Annotated in this window: 14 protein-coding genes; 7 read left to right on the top strand and 7 right to left on the bottom strand. The window is 67.1% G+C overall.

All coding sequences use genetic code 11. From position 1 onward, the window contains the following. The first annotated feature begins 2 nt into the window (after positions 1 to 2). Positions 3 to 200 (top strand): type II toxin-antitoxin system HicA family toxin, encoded by a 198-nt coding sequence (locus KA711_07600; protein MCM0608848.1) that lies wholly within the window; start codon positions 3 to 5, stop codon positions 198 to 200. 185 nt (positions 201 to 385) lie between these two features. Here KA711_07600 and KA711_07595 read toward each other — a convergent pair whose 3' ends face one another. Continuing rightward, positions 386 to 703, bottom strand: coding sequence for a DUF2917 domain-containing protein (locus KA711_07595; protein ID MCM0608847.1), 318 nt, complete (start codon positions 701 to 703; stop codon positions 386 to 388). 152 nt (positions 704 to 855) lie between these two features. On the opposite strand from KA711_07595, the gene KA711_07590 reads away from it, so the two are divergent. Further along, the gene (locus tag KA711_07590) at positions 856 to 2,331 is read left to right on the top strand and encodes a PLP-dependent aminotransferase family protein (protein MCM0608846.1); all 1,476 of its coding nucleotides are present in this window, start codon (positions 856 to 858) and stop codon (positions 2,329 to 2,331) included. A 67-nt stretch (positions 2,332 to 2,398) separates the two neighbouring features. On the opposite strand, the gene KA711_07585 is transcribed toward KA711_07590, so the two are convergent. The 4 genes from KA711_07585 to KA711_07570 form a co-directional block, all read right to left on the bottom strand. Beyond that, entirely contained in the window at positions 2,399 to 3,517 is a 1,119-nt protein-coding gene (locus tag KA711_07585; protein MCM0608845.1) for an IS630 family transposase, read from the bottom strand. Between the two features lie 212 nt (positions 3,518 to 3,729). Further along, the gene (locus KA711_07580) at positions 3,730 to 4,419 is read right to left on the bottom strand and encodes a helix-turn-helix transcriptional regulator (protein MCM0608844.1); all 690 of its coding nucleotides are present in this window, start codon (positions 4,417 to 4,419) and stop codon (positions 3,730 to 3,732) included. A gap of 5 nt (positions 4,420 to 4,424) precedes the next feature. Then, complete coding sequence (locus KA711_07575; protein ID MCM0608843.1) at positions 4,425 to 4,769, bottom strand: antibiotic biosynthesis monooxygenase; 345 nt, start codon at positions 4,767 to 4,769, stop codon at positions 4,425 to 4,427. Then, positions 4,766 to 5,104, bottom strand: coding sequence for an NIPSNAP family protein (locus tag KA711_07570; GenBank protein MCM0608842.1), 339 nt, complete (start codon positions 5,102 to 5,104; stop codon positions 4,766 to 4,768). The genes KA711_07575 and KA711_07570 overlap by 4 nt, the downstream gene beginning before the upstream one ends. A gap of 367 nt (positions 5,105 to 5,471) precedes the next feature. Between KA711_07570 and KA711_07565 the strand changes: the two genes are divergently transcribed. The 5 genes from KA711_07565 (at position 5,472) to KA711_07545 (ending at position 9,085) form a co-directional block, all read left to right on the top strand. Beyond that, positions 5,472 to 5,921, top strand: coding sequence for a hypothetical protein (locus KA711_07565; protein MCM0608841.1), 450 nt, complete (start codon positions 5,472 to 5,474; stop codon positions 5,919 to 5,921). Between the two features lie 48 nt (positions 5,922 to 5,969). Continuing rightward, complete coding sequence (locus KA711_07560) at positions 5,970 to 6,338, top strand: hypothetical protein (protein ID MCM0608840.1); 369 nt, start codon at positions 5,970 to 5,972, stop codon at positions 6,336 to 6,338. Then, positions 6,335 to 7,204, top strand: coding sequence for a hypothetical protein (locus KA711_07555; protein MCM0608839.1), 870 nt, complete (start codon positions 6,335 to 6,337; stop codon positions 7,202 to 7,204). Before KA711_07560 ends, KA711_07555 begins: the two co-directional genes overlap by 4 nt. 70 nt (positions 7,205 to 7,274) lie before the next feature. Next, a complete protein-coding gene (locus KA711_07550) occupies positions 7,275 to 7,883 on the top strand; it encodes a TetR family transcriptional regulator (GenBank protein MCM0608838.1) in 609 nt (202 codons plus the stop codon). A gap of 20 nt (positions 7,884 to 7,903) precedes the next feature. Further along, positions 7,904 to 9,085, top strand: coding sequence for an MFS transporter (locus KA711_07545; GenBank protein MCM0608837.1), 1,182 nt, complete (start codon positions 7,904 to 7,906; stop codon positions 9,083 to 9,085). A 269-nt stretch (positions 9,086 to 9,354) separates the two neighbouring features. On the opposite strand, the gene KA711_07540 is transcribed toward KA711_07545, so the two are convergent. Further along, entirely contained in the window at positions 9,355 to 10,848 is a 1,494-nt protein-coding gene (locus KA711_07540; protein MCM0608836.1) for a UPF0149 family protein, read from the bottom strand. Positions 10,849 to 11,489: 641 nt separating this feature from the next. After that, positions 11,490 to 13,358, bottom strand: coding sequence for a glutamine--fructose-6-phosphate transaminase (isomerizing) (gene glmS, locus KA711_07535; protein MCM0608835.1), 1,869 nt, complete (start codon positions 13,356 to 13,358; stop codon positions 11,490 to 11,492). Positions 13,359 to 13,384: the final 26 nt, after the last annotated feature.

Raw genomic sequence — 13,384 nt, 5'->3', positions numbered from 1 at the left:
TGGTGGGCCAGAGCTTCACGCCGGAATTGATCCGGCTGCTGAAGGAGGCTGGATGCATGTTCTTCCGCCACGGCAAGGGCGATCACGACATTTGGCACTCCCCGCGGAGCGGAAGGAGCTTCCCGGTTGACCACAAGATCTTGTCCCGGCACACCGCCAACGGCGTGCTGAAGCAAGCAGGATTGCCGAAGCAGTTCTAGCGTCGGCCCCTGGCCGACGGCTTCGGAGGAGCGTGGCGGGTGGCAGCAACGGGTCGATGGCTGCCGACCGCGGACGTCGGCTCTGCGGTCACTCAGCTTGGGGTCAGCTTTCCGGCGGTGGGTAGACTGGGGAGTTGTTCACTGGAGCCAGTCGGCGATCATCGTCTTTGCACCGCCCGACTCCCTCATCCGCCGCGCACGCGGATCTCCAGCAGCGCCTCCTGCCCGTTCTCGGCATTGAGGTGCAGGCGAGCGGCGCCATTGACCGACCAGACTTCCCCTGCGGCTAGGAACACATCCTCGGGTCGGCCCTCGCAGGTCAGCCAGATGAAGCCCTGCCGGACTGTGAGCTCGGTCTGGCCCCCGGCCGGGCATTCAAACAGGTGGACCGGTGCGGGCGGTAGCCGCAACACGCTTTGAGGGGTCTCGGCCCGGGCCGGCCGTGGGCTGGACGGCGCGAAGACGGGGCGGGTGATCAAGTAGGGGAGGAAGCTGCTTTTCATGTCACTCACTGTCAGCGCAGAGGCCCCACCACGTAAGACACAGCCAGCCCCCACGCCGCAGGCGACAGGCGCGCCCTCGGGCCATCTGTGTGGGTCAAATCCGGCGCCATCTGTACTGTGTTGGCGAATGCGGATCAGTACAGAATGAGACGATGGACCGCCTGTCTTCCTCCCTCCAACCACCAAGTCCGTCAGCGCCTACCGAGCTTGAAACTGGTGCGCTTTACCTGCGCATCGCCCATGGCATCGCCGAGGCGATACGGCGCGGCGGCCTGATGCGGGGCCAGCGCCTGCCCTCGGTGCGAAAGACCGCACGCCAGAACGGCGTGGCCATCAGCACGGTGGTGCAGGCCTACCACTGGCTGGAGGATGCGCGCCTGATCGTGGCCCGGCCCCGCTCCGGCTTCTTCGTCGCCGTGCGGGCCGCTCCGCAGTTGCCCGAGCCGACCGTGGCCAAGCAATTGCGCCGCGCCCACCCGGTCTGTGTCGATGTGCTGGGCCAACGCCTGCTGGGACCGAACCAGGCGGGCGATGTGGTGAGCTTCAGCAGCGGCACTCCCGACGAATCCTTGCTCGATGCCGAGCGAGTGCGTCGCTCCGTGATCCGCGCGGTGCAACAGCACCGCGGCCTGCTGTGCCATTACCCCGGTCCATACGGCCATATCGACGCCCGCCGCGCGCTGGCTCGCTATGCGCTGCACCTGGGCTGCAGCCTCGACCCGGAGCGCATCACCATCACAGCCGGCTGCATGGAAGCGATCAGCCTTTGCCTGCGGGCGGCGACCCAGCCGGGCGACGTGGTGGCCATCGAGTCGCCGACCCACTACTCATTCCTGGAGCTGCTGCAGAGCCTGCACCTGCGCGCGCTAGAGATCCCCACCCATCCGCGCCACGGGCTCTCGCTGGACGCGCTGCAGCTTGCGCTGGACACCCAGCCGGTCAAGGCCGTGCTGGTGGTGCCTACTCTCAGCAACCCGCTGGGCAGCTGCATGCCGCTGGCCGAGCGCCGCCGGCTGGCGCAGATGGCGCGCCAGCATGACATCGCGGTGATCGAGGATGCGGTCTACAACGAGCTGGTCTTCCACGACGAGCTGCGACGCACGGTGAAAAGCTTTGACAGTAGCGGCCACGTGATGCTCTGCGACTCTTTCACCAAGACGGTAGCGCCGGGCTTGCGCCTGGGCTGGGTCGAGGCCGGGCGCTGGACCGAGGGTCTGCGTCGGCTGAAGAACGTACAGGGCGCGCAGACCTCGGTGCTTGAGTTGGCCGTGGCCGATCTGCTGTCACAGGCCGGCCACCAGGCGGCCATGCGCCAGCTGCGCAACGCCGCCGGGGCCCGGCTGGACGAGGCGCGTGGCCTGATTGCCGAGCATTTCCCGCCCGGTACCCGGGTCAGCGACCCGCCTGGCGGTTTCCTGCTGTGGGTGGAGCTGCCGCACGGCATCGATGCGCAGGCCCTGCAGCAGGCAGCACAGGCCGAGCAAATCCTGGTGGCGCCTGGCTCGCTGTTCAGCGTCCATGTGCGCTACAAAGCCTGCCTGCGTATCGGCGTCGGCGCCGATTGGGGCCCGCGCAACCCACAGGCGCTGCGCCGCGTGGGCGAGCTGGCTTGCCAGAGCCGACGCTGAAGGACGGCTTCTGGCCGGTCTGAGCCAGTCGCGATTCGGCCACTAAGCGGTCGCAGGGCCCGAGGCGCTAGTGTAGTGTTGCGTTCTGTTTGGAACTTAAGCGCGCATTGGCCCGAATTACCTTCTGCAGGATGTCGGCGGCGCTCTTGGTCCAGATGAACGGCTTTGGTTTGGTGTTGTGCTGGGCGACGTGCTTTTTAATGGCAGTGATCAACTCGGGCACGCTCGTGAACACGCCACGGCGCAGCCGATTGACTGTGATGTCCCGGAAGAATCGCTCCACCATGTTCAGCCACGACGCTGAGGTCGGCGTGAAATGCATGTTGAAGCGTGGGCGCTTGGCCAGCCATTCCTGCACCGCAGGGTGCTTGTGCGTGGCGTAGTTGTCGGCGATCAAGTGCAGCGTTTTGTCCTTGGGCGTTTCACGATCGATCTTGCGCAGGAACTTCAGCCACTCTGCGTGCGTGTGACGCTGCTGGCATTGGCCAATGACGGTGCCGTCCAGCACGTTGAGCGCCGCGAACAACGTGGTTGTGCCATTGCGCTTGTAGTCGTGCGTCATCGTCTGCGCGCGCCCCTTCTTCATCGGCAGGCCCGGCTGCGTGCGGTCCAGCGCCTGTACTTGGCTCTTCTCGTCGCAGCAAAGCACCAACGCGTGCTCGGGCGGGGACATGTACAGGCCCACGATGTCTTCGAGCTTCTCGACGAACTTCGGGTCGCGGGACACCTTGAAGCCGCGCACCAAGTGCGGCTTCAGGCCGTTGGCCTGCCAGTGGCGCATCACCGTGCTCGGGCTGACCTTCAGCACTGCAGCCATCTTGCGAGTGCTCCAGTGCGTGGCAGCCACGGGCGTGCTCTGCGTGGTCAGCTCCACCAACTTGGCAACGTCCATCTTCACGGGCGGGGCGCCGCGCGGCAGGTCCTGTTCAATCCCCGGAAGGCCGGACTGCAGATAGCGCTCGCGCCAGCGAGCAACCTGCACGCGCCCTACGCCCAGTTGCTCGGCGATGTCCTTGTTCTGAAGGCCCTGTGCGGCCAGCAGGACGATCTGTGCACGCTGGGCCAGCCTGACGCTGGTGCGCTTGGAGCGCGCAAGCCTCGTCAGTTCGACCTCTTGCTCATCCGTCAACTCTATCCCTGGGGCAACTCGCAATTTTTCGCTCCATTGCAAACCGAAGTAGAGCATTGGAGGTGGAAAACTCAATTAAGTTCCTTCAAGAGTCGAACACTACACTAGCGTGCCAGAGGCCGCTTTGGGGTGCAGGCCCGGATTGGCTCAGTTCGGCCAATCAGCGACGTTCGATGCAACGCCACGAAGCGGACCGCCGAGTGCGAGAGTCATCGGTGGGTAACGGCGATTTCCTGCATCTCCGAATCCTCATGGCGATCACCACCGCATCAGTTGGCGTCAGCGCGCAAACGTGGCAGCAGTTCCTGCTCGCCCTTGACGGTGACTTCCACGGCGCGACCGGCAGCGCGGCGCAGCCATCCCGCCTTGGTGAAGTGCTGGTAGATCTCGTCTGCCAATTGGCCCGCGAGGTGATCGCGGCGTTCAGACCAATCCAGGCAGCGGTACGCAAATCGGCGCCGTCCACTCGGCGAACCCGGATTCATCCCGAGCCCCTGGAGCCACTGTATTCCAGCTTCGGTCAGTTCATGGCCGTCGGTCGCCGCTGTCAGGCGTTCCTCGCGCTGAAGTGCATCGAACACCGTAACCGCCAGTTGCCCCGCCAAGTGCCCGTAGCAGCATCGCGCAAAGCGCAGGCGTTTTCGTTCGGGATGGGCCCACGCACGGTCGTGTCCATCGCGCTCCGCAATCAGTGCCAGGGCCTCCAGGGCATGCGCCACCTCGGCATCAGCCAGCCGGTAGTACCGGTGACGACCCCTGGGCTCGCACACAACGAATCGAGCATCCAGCAACTTGCCCAGGTGGCCACTTGCGGTGGCCGAAGTCACCGATGCGGTCTTTGCCAGTTCGCTCGCGCTGGCGTACTCGCCGGACAGCAGGTAGGCCAGCATGCGAGAGCGCGCCGGGTCGGCCACGATGGCAGCCACTCGGGCCAGGCGAGGTTCGTGGGGCGTACTCATGGATGTCAGATTAGCGCGCTTCGTGAGTCCGCGGGTGCCTGGTCACGCGCAATCATCCCGTAGTCGCGCATTACCGTGGCGACCCGCAGTCGGTAGCCCGCGAGCACATCGCTGCGGCCTTCCTGCTGAGCCTGGCGATGCCTTCCGTGGCAGCGCCAGCTGCGCACTGCAGCTTCATCGCGCCAGAAGCTCAGAGACAGATATCGTCCCGGTCGTGCAAGGCTCTCGAACCGCTCTACCGAGATGAAGCCGTCAATGGACTCCAGATCGGCTTTCAGCGCAGCCGCGAGTTCGAAGTAGCGCGACGCTGCACCGGGGCGTGGATCTAACTCGAAGAGGACCGCAATCACGGCGTCACCTGCCGCGCGACGTTGCGTGTCGTACTCACATCCTCGAGCCAAGTACGCTCCTCGCGAAGAATGAAGCGCTCGGACTGTGCGCGCTCAAAGTTGGCACGCCCTTCGGCGTCGCTCTTGAGCGTTGCACGGTAGCGCTCGTAAGCCGCCATGTCGTCGAAACCGATCAGACCCCAGGCCACATCGTTGCTGCCCTCGTGCGGCAGGAAGTAGCCGATGAGTTCGCCGCCGCAGCGCGGAATGATGCGGCCCCAGGCTTCGGCGTAGCCCTTGAAGGCGTCGCGCTGGAAGGGGTCGATCTGGTAGCGGATGAAGCAGGTGATGGTCATCGTGTGCGCTCATGGTCGGTTGGAATGGAGTGCAACTGTGCAGCGGATGACGCGTGGGATGCTTCGGTCCAAGCCGAAGTGTGCTGAGCCCCGGGCGCCAAGGCGGGCGGTCGTTGGGCGGGGTCTGGACTTTGGCTGATCGTTCAAGGATCCGCCCTGGCGCAGAGATCCGACGGATTCACGCCGCGGGGTCATCGGGTGCGATAGATTCACTTCGGCCCCCGGTCACAGAGTCTGCGCCGAAACAGGCGGACGAAAAAAGTTTTGCCCGTTGTCGAAATCGGCGCTCCTACCGTGTCATCCCCATGAGCAGCGAGCAGAGGAACCATCCCGGCGTCCCTTCGCTGCCTCATCAAAGGAGCATGACATGACAGCCTTGACACTCAACGCGCGTGGCGACCGCGCTCCCGCCTGGTTTTGGGCAATGGCGGGCTTCGGGGTGCTGTGGAACCTCTACGGCATCTACCAGTTCTTCGGCACCCTCACGCCGGCGGGGCGCTCAGCGATGGCGGCCGGCATGACGGCGGCGCAGGCACAGATCTACTTCTCGCTGCCAGCCTGGATGACGGCTGTGTTCGCCATCGGCGTCTTCGGCGGACTTCTCGGCTCCCTGGCTCTGGCCACACGGCGAGCTGCCGCCTTGCCGGTCTTCGCGGTATCGCTCGTCGGCTACATCGGTCTGTTTGCCGGGGACGTGTACTTCGGCATCCTTGATGCCATGCCGAGCCAACTGGCGATCCTCGCGTTCGTCGTGGTTGTGGCCATGGCCCTGCTCGCGACCGCCTGGGCAGCCCGCTACCGCGCGCTGTTGCGCTGACGATCCCACTCGATCCGTTACTCTTTACCCATTTCGAGGACCACCACCATGCAATACATGCTGCTTCTGAACGAGCCGGAGAGCGAGTTTGCCAAACGCAGCGATCCCCAACAAGCCGCGGCCTACTGGGGCGGCTGGAACGCCTTCATCGGCGCTATGGCGCAGGCCGGCGTCATCGTCAAGGGCGACGGTTTGCAAGGGCCGCACACCGCCACGACCGTGCGCATCCGCGACGGCAAGCGCATCGTGCAGGACGGCCCCTTTGCCGACACCAAAGAGCAACTGGGCGGCTACTTCGTTGTCGAGGTGCCTGATCTCGACGCGGCGCTGGAGTGGGCCGCCCGGGCGCCCTCGGCGGCCTGCGCGTCGGTCGAGGTGCGGCCGGTGCTGCCTCCGATGGCCCCTCCAGGCGCGTGAGCGCATTCCGCGCCGCCGAACTGGCGGCGCGCGATGCCTACGGCCGGCTGCTGGCAATGCTGGTGGCCCGGTCGCGCGACCTCGCCGCCTCCGAGGACGCGCTGTCCGAGGCTTTCGTCGCTGCGCTGCGCACCTGGCCAGTCGACGGCGTGCCGGGCAACCCGCAGGCCTGGCTGCTGACAGCGGCCCGCAACAACCTGCACAACATGCGACGCCACCAAGGTGTGGTCGACACGTCGGCGGCAGACTTGGCACTGCTGCGGGACGAGACGGCGCCCGAGGCGCCGTCCGTCCCGGACGACCGACTCAAGCTGCTGTTCGTGTGCGCCCACCCGGCCATCGATGCCGCCGTACGCACACCGCTGATGCTGCAGACCGTGCTCGGCCTGGATGCGGCACAGATCGGTGCAGCATTCCTCGTTGCGCCTGCCACGATGGGCCAGCGGCTGGTGCGGGCCAAGGCGAAGGTCCGGGATGCCGGGCTGCGCTTTGAACTGCCCTCTGCCGAGGACATGCCCGCACGCCTCGAGGACGTGCTCGCTGCCGTCTATGCCGCCTACGGCGCAAGCTGGGACGCGGTGCCCGGCGCCGACACCGGGCAGCACGACCTGATCGAAGAGGCGCTGTTCCTGGGCCGCTTGCTCGTTGCGCTGCTACCCGACGAGCCCGAGCCGCGGGGTCTGCTGGCGCTGATGCTGTACTGCGAAGCGCGCCGACCCGCACGCCGGGCGGCCGACGGCAGCTTCGTGCCCCTGAACAGGCGATCCTTCCCGAATCATCGGGTTCATCAGAAGCCGACATCCGCGATTCGCGCGAAGGAGTGCAACTTGATCCATGCGACGGACAAGGTGCGCGGTCGGAGATGAGAGCAACCCAGGCGGAGTCGCGGTCATCCGTCCTTGGCTACAGTTTCTGTACAAACTGTTCTGTACAGATATGAGCCGACCACCCCATGCCCGCGAGGCCGTGTTGGCTGCAGCCGAGGCCATCGTCAAGGACATCGGCGCCGCCAACCTGACCTTCGACGAACTGGTGCGCCGCAGCGGCATCACGCGCGGCGGCATCGTCTACCACTTCCGCAGCAAGGACGCCTTGCTCGAGGCGCTTGTCGAACATGACCTTGAGCAGTGGCGCAAGTGCGTGGCCGACAAACGTTCGAGCGCTGTGGGGCCTGCAGCAGACCTCGCGGCCTACATCGATTCCAGCACGGAGCCGGATGAGGAGAGTTCCCGCCTCTGTGCGGGCTTGCTGAGTGCGGCGTCCAGTTCCAAGGCGCTGAACGAACCCTGGCGCCGCTACTTCGCAGAGCACCACATCGGCGTCAACCGAAAGAGCAGGGACCCGGTTTTGGCGACCCTGCTTTCTCTCGCTGCCGAGGGCCTGTTTTGGCAGGAAACGCTCGGTCTGTCACCGCTCAGCACCGCAGAGCGGCGCGCGGTCGTGCAGCGCATGCTTGCCTTGGCTGCGACCACAGAAACGACCGCCGAGACCACACGCCGACGCAAGCCAGCTGCAGCAGACAGAAATCCAAAGGTCAGGCCATGAGACCGGCCACAGGCAGCGCGGTGCTCTGGATCATTCCCGCGGTGTACTTCGTGTTCGTCGCATCGGAGTTCGCTGCGCTGACGTACCTGGCTTTGAAGTCCACTGCCAACGGGCGATCGGCTATGTCGGTCGGGCTGATCGCAACTTCGCTGTGGGCCGGCATTCTTCTGGCCAGCGCCCGCTCGCACGTCGCTGTGGCCCGCTGGGGCTACGGAGCGGTCTTCGTCGGCGCGACGCTGTTGTCTACCGTGGCCATTGCCACATTACCGTGGCACGACCTGTTTGCCAGCTGGCTTGCCGCCTGCTTTGTGCTTGGGTTCGGCGGCGGCTTCGTGTGGGTGGCCGGCGAGTCCTGGCTCGCAGAGGCCGCGCCGCCGGCGCGGCGTGGGCTGTACGTCGGCCTGTTCGAGACGGCGGTCGGCCTCGGGCTCATGGCTGGGCCGGCCCTGGTACCGCTGGCCCGGGCACTCGACTGGCCCGCACTCTGGCTGAGCACCATCGGCATGCTGGTGGCGCTTGTTATCAGCGCCTTGCTGTTGCGCGTGGCTGTGCCTGGCGAACAAGCGCATGAAGGCCCCTCTGGTGCAAGCAATACCGGCGCAGCCCCGTGGCGCGCGGTAGCGATGCCCCTGATCGCCGTGGCGGCCATCAGTGGCTTGATGGAGAGCGGCGCGTCAGCGTTGTTGCCCTCGATATCGATGCGAATCGGCTTCAGCTTCGAGGCCGCCGCCTGGCTGGGCACGGTCATCGGTGCCGGCAGCGCGCTGCTGCAACCGCCGGCCGGGCATCTTGCCGACCGGTGGGGTGTGGCCCGCACCACGCTGCTGGCCTGGGTTTGCGTGCTCGTCGCGAATGCGGTGCTGCTCGCATTCGCAGACGACCCGCAGAGCGTGCTGTGGGCGGTCGGCTTCGCGCTGGGCGGCATGGGGGGTGCGGTCTATACGCTGATGATCGTGGAGCTGGGCCACCGCCTGAGCGGCTCGCACCTCGTCAGGGCCGTGGCCGCTTTGGTCACTGCTTACGCAATGGGCACGGCAGTCGGGCCCACCGTAGGCGGCGCGACCTTCGACGCCGGCGGGCTCACGAGCCTTTCGCTGTTGCTGCTGGGCTTGAGCAGCGTGGGCTTTGCCTTGACTTGGCGCGCGCTGCGGCCAATGCCCGAACCCACGCACCAACCGTATCCTGATGAGGCCAAGCAATGAGACAACAGCAAGTCAGGCGCGTGATGGTTGCCGGTGCCAGCCGTGGCATTGGCCTGGCGGTCGCAGACCCCCGAGCCGCGGCCGGCGATGAGGTGCTCAGCGACGCCGATTCTTGACGGCCCCGCGCTACAGCGACTTGGGCCATTGAGCCATCGGCCGCGGCCCGACGCATGAACTGCGCTTCGGCACGCAGCGGAGGAGCCCCCTCCAGCGGCCGCTCGTGGCCACCTCATCTTCGCTTCCCCGCGCATCCGGCAGCACCGGCCGCTTCACGTCGCGCCATGGCATTTCTTGTACTTGCGTCCACTGCCGCAAGGACAAGGATCGTTGCGCCCAACCTTGGGTGTATCGCGCACGATGGTGCGCTCAGCCGATGCGTCGAGGCGCGGCGGCGGCGCGGGTTCGTCGCGATAGCCGGCCCACCAGCCGATCTCGGTTTCAGGGTCTCGCAGGTAGCTTCGACCGCGTGCCCGTAGGATGTCCCGCCGTTGCGCGATCGGCATCTCCATCTCGGTTTCGAAATCCGCACGGCTGATGTTCCGTGGGTCGATCAGCTTCTCGTCGAACCAGCCGAGCACCGGCGCACGTAGCCGCTCGGAGCCGATGTCGCAGGCGGCATGCACCACCGCCTCGATGATCGGCGGATCGTCGTCCCTCGCGGCCGATCCGCGCAGCCGCGCTGCGTCGCGTTCGCCCATGGCCAGCAGGCACTCCTCAAGGGGAGCCGCCGGCGCGTCGCCTTCGATCACGCGCAGCACCCAGGCCTCGAGCAGCGTCATGCGCACCCAGACGTTGGTCGTGTCGTCCTCGACCATCGTGATCAGCGGCGCGAGGTCACCGTCGCACACGCTCGCCAGGGCTCGGTCGTAAGTCTCGAACAGCACATCGCCAAGGAGCTGGTCGACGGTCTCGTAGGGCAGCCGTGCCAGCGCCAGCAGCGGTCGGTAGGCACGGGTATCGCGCCAGTGCCCCAGCAGCACCATCGCGAAGTCGTGCAGCACGTAGTCGTCCTGCAAGGCCACGCTCGGATCGCGTGCCACGTCTTCGAGCACCTGCACCAGCCACGGCGCCACCACCTCGCGGTGTCGCTGCGCCAGCGCCACCGCCTGGCCCGGAAACGGGCGGCGGAAGAACTCGAAGGCCTCGCGCAGCCGACCGATAAGGTCGCTGGAGCGCAGAGGTTCGAGTTGATCGCTGCGCCCCCGCCAGTAGCGTCGCATCGGAACCAGCAGGGCCAGCAGCGCATCCGCGTCCGGCTCGGGCGAGTCGATCAAGTCGCGCCACTGCGGCCATTCGGCCCACAACGGCGACCAGTCGTGCTCGCCCGCCAGCGTGACCGCGCGACGAAGCCCTGCGCAGAAGCTCGCCGCGGCGGGCTGCACGGATCCGGGCAAACCGGCAAAGAGCGGGGTGTAGGCCGATCCGTCATCGCTTGCCGAGGGCCCCAGTTGCTCGGCCGCCTCGTTGTAGAGCACCATCACCCAGCCGGCAACGGTGTTGAACTGGTCGATGTCGCTGAAGGCAGGCGCTTGCACGCCGTGTTCGCGGTCCCAGACCCACGGAAGCCAGAGGGCCGGCGAGATCAGCCGCGGCCCCAGGACCAGGCCGGCGGCCAGTCCCTGGATCATGTGCACGTCCATGGCCCGTCCACCCATTGCGGGCGACTGAAGGAGCGACGAGAGCGCATCGCGCTCGCGTTCGTTGAGCCCCGCTCGCGGCGGCGTCGACCATGCGCCCATATCGAAGGTTTGTCTTCTCGTCATCAGTGCATTGTGGCAACCTGTCTGCCCGCGGCGTCGACAGAGCTGCCCCTCCGTAGCTCAGCGCGCATGCCTTCGGATCTGCTTCCTTCGGTACCCCATCCTTCGCTGCGGCGTCCGGCGGGTTCTTGGGAACTGCGGTCATCCGTCTAGGAGCGTGGGCGGCAGAAATCCAGCCCCGCGTTGGGCCGACTTCGGGGCCCAGGCCAGGCGCCGCGCGCAGCCCGGGCTGTGCGCCCGGGCCAGCGTGGCAACGCCGCATGGGCCCCGAAATCGGCCCAACCCGAGGGGCCGGGGCGGCCAAAGCCGCTGGCGGGTGTTGCGCCGCTGGCGCGGGCGTCAAGCCCGCGCTGCGCGACGCGCCTACGCCAGTGGCTTTGGCCGCCCCGGCGCGGGGCTGGTTTTCTGCCGCCCACGCTCCTAGCCGGAGATCGAATGGCCGGATAGGGTGGTTGCAGACATTCACCTGCCAAACCCGAACGGCAGCAGACAGTCTTGAACGGACGCCCGTAGCGCCGTCGTTGCCACAGACAGCAGTTCAGGCCCCTACGCGGTTTTCGACTCCATTGTTGTGTTTACGGCTTTAATGTTCGATTTACGGCCAGTTTTTGATCGGAACAACAACTTGAATCTCGGAGCGCCCCCTACTCCACCGTCACACTCTTCGCCAGATTCCGCGGCTTGTCGACATCCGTGCCGCGCGCGCAGGCGGTGTGGTAGGCCAGCAGCTGCAGCGGCACCACGTGCAGGATGGGGCTGAGGGCGCCGTAGTGCTCGGGCAGGCGGATGACGTGCACGCCGGGCTCGGCCTCGATGTGGGTGTCTGCGTCGGCGCACACGTAGAGCTGGCCGCCGCGCGCGCGCACTTCCTGCATGTTGCTCTTGAGCTTTTCCAGCAGGTCGTCGGCCGGCGCCACGGTCACCACGGGCATCTCGGCGTCCACCAGGGCCAGCGGGCCGTGCTTGAGCTCGCCGGCCGGGTAGGCCTCGGCGTGGATGTAGCTGATCTCCTTGAGCTTGAGCGCGCCCTCCAGCGCAATCGGGTAGTGCTGCCCGCGCCCCAGGAACAGCGCGTGGTGCTTGGGCATAAAGGCCTCGGCCCAGGCCATCACCTGCGGCTCCAGCGCCAGCACCTTGGCCAGCGCGGCCGGCAGATGGCGCAGGTTGGCCATGGCCGCCGCCTCGGCGTCGGCCGGCAGACGGCCGCGCTGCTTGGCCAGCACCAGCGCCAGCAGGTACAGCGCCACCAGCTGCGTCGTGAAGGCCTTGGTGCTCGCCACGCCGATCTCGACCCCCGCGCGCGTGATGAAGGCCAGCCGGCATTCGCGCACCAGGGCGCTGGTGGCCACGTTGCAGATGGTCAGCGTGCGCGCCATGCCCAGGCCGCGCGCGTGCTTCAGCGCGGCCAGCGAGTCGGCCGTCTCGCCGCTCTGGCTGATGGCCACCACCAGCGTGGCGGGGTCGGGCACGCTCTCGCGGTAGCGGTACTCGCTGGCGATCTCCACCGTGGTGGGCAGGCCGGCGATGGCCTCCAGCCAGTCGCGCGCCGTGCTGCCCGCGTAGTAGCTGGTGCCGCAGGCCAGGATGAGCACGCGCTCCACACCGTCGAACACCGCCGCGGCCTCATCGCCGAACAGGCTGGGGGCCAGGCCGCCCACGCCATCCAGCGTGTCGGCAATGGCCTTGGGCTGCTCGAAGATCTCCTTCTGCATGTAGTGCCGGTAAGGGCCCAGTTCGGCTGCGCCGCTGTGGGCGTACACGGTGCGCACGGGACGGTCAACGGCCACGTGGCGCTGGCTGGCCGCATCCAGACGGCTGATCCAGACCTTGCCCATCTGCAGGTCGACGACGTCGCCTTCTTCCAGGTAGACGATCTGGTTCGTGACGCCGGCCAGCGCCATGGCGTCGCTGGCGAGAAAGTTCTCGCCCTGCTGCGCCTGGCCGATGCCCACCACCAGCGGACTGCCCTGGCGCGCGCCCACCACGCGGTGGGGCTCGTCGCGGCAGAACACGGCGATGGCGTAGGCGCCCTTCAGCCGCGGCAGCGCGCGCTGCACGGCGTCGAGCAGGTCCCCGTCGTACAGGCTGTGCACCAGGTGCGCGATGACCTCGGTGTCGGTCTGGCTCGTGAAGTGGTAGCCGCGCGCCTGCAGCTCGCGGCGCAGTTCCTCGTGGTTCTCGATGATGCCGTTGTGCACCAGCGCCACCTTGCCGCTGGCGCCCACCTGGGCGTGCGGGCCGGGGCTGAAGTGGGGGTGCGCGTTGTGCACCGCGGGTGCGCCGTGCGTGGCCCAGCGCGTGTGGGCGATGCCGGTGCCGGCGCTGATGCCGTCGGCTGCCACGCCGGCCTGGAGCTCGGCCACGCGCTGCGTGCTGCGGGCGCGTCGCAGTTCGCCGCCCTGGTGCACGGCCACGCCGCAGCTGTCGTAGCCGCGGTACTCCAGCCGCTTCAGGCCCTCGATCAGGATGGGGACGATGTTGCGCGTGCTGACCGCGCCGACGATGCCGCACATGGAGCACCTCTCCGTTTCGTAAAGCG

The sequence above is a fragment of the Ideonella sp. WA131b genome (assembly GCA_023657425.1).
Taxonomy (GTDB): domain Bacteria; phylum Pseudomonadota; class Gammaproteobacteria; order Burkholderiales; family Burkholderiaceae_C; genus Rubrivivax.
Note: the sequence above shows the minus strand (reverse complement) of the source record. Positions and strands in the feature narration are given on the sequence as shown.

What these genes read in the sequence shown, in the direction of transcription:
- KA711_07595 (MCM0608847.1), bottom strand. Translation starts at nt 703, where the DNA reads ATGAAAAGCAGCTTCCTCCCCTACTTGATCACCCGCCCCGTCTTCGCG.
- KA711_07590 (MCM0608846.1), top strand. Translation starts at nt 856, where the DNA reads ATGGACCGCCTGTCTTCCTCCCTCCAACCACCAAGTCCGTCAGCGCCT.
- KA711_07585 (MCM0608845.1), bottom strand. Translation starts at nt 3,517, where the DNA reads ATGCTCTACTTCGGTTTGCAATGGAGCGAAAAATTGCGAGTTGCCCCA.
- KA711_07580 (MCM0608844.1), bottom strand. Translation starts at nt 4,419, where the DNA reads ATGAGTACGCCCCACGAACCTCGCCTGGCCCGAGTGGCTGCCATCGTG.
- KA711_07570 (MCM0608842.1), bottom strand. Translation starts at nt 5,104, where the DNA reads ATGACCATCACCTGCTTCATCCGCTACCAGATCGACCCCTTCCAGCGC.
- KA711_07565 (MCM0608841.1), top strand. Translation starts at nt 5,472, where the DNA reads ATGACAGCCTTGACACTCAACGCGCGTGGCGACCGCGCTCCCGCCTGG.
- KA711_07560 (MCM0608840.1), top strand. Translation starts at nt 5,970, where the DNA reads ATGCAATACATGCTGCTTCTGAACGAGCCGGAGAGCGAGTTTGCCAAA.
- KA711_07550 (MCM0608838.1), top strand. Translation starts at nt 7,275, where the DNA reads ATGAGCCGACCACCCCATGCCCGCGAGGCCGTGTTGGCTGCAGCCGAG.
- KA711_07540 (MCM0608836.1), bottom strand. Translation starts at nt 10,848, where the DNA reads ATGACGAGAAGACAAACCTTCGATATGGGCGCATGGTCGACGCCGCCG.
- glmS (MCM0608835.1), bottom strand. Translation starts at nt 13,358, where the DNA reads ATGTGCGGCATCGTCGGCGCGGTCAGCACGCGCAACATCGTCCCCATC.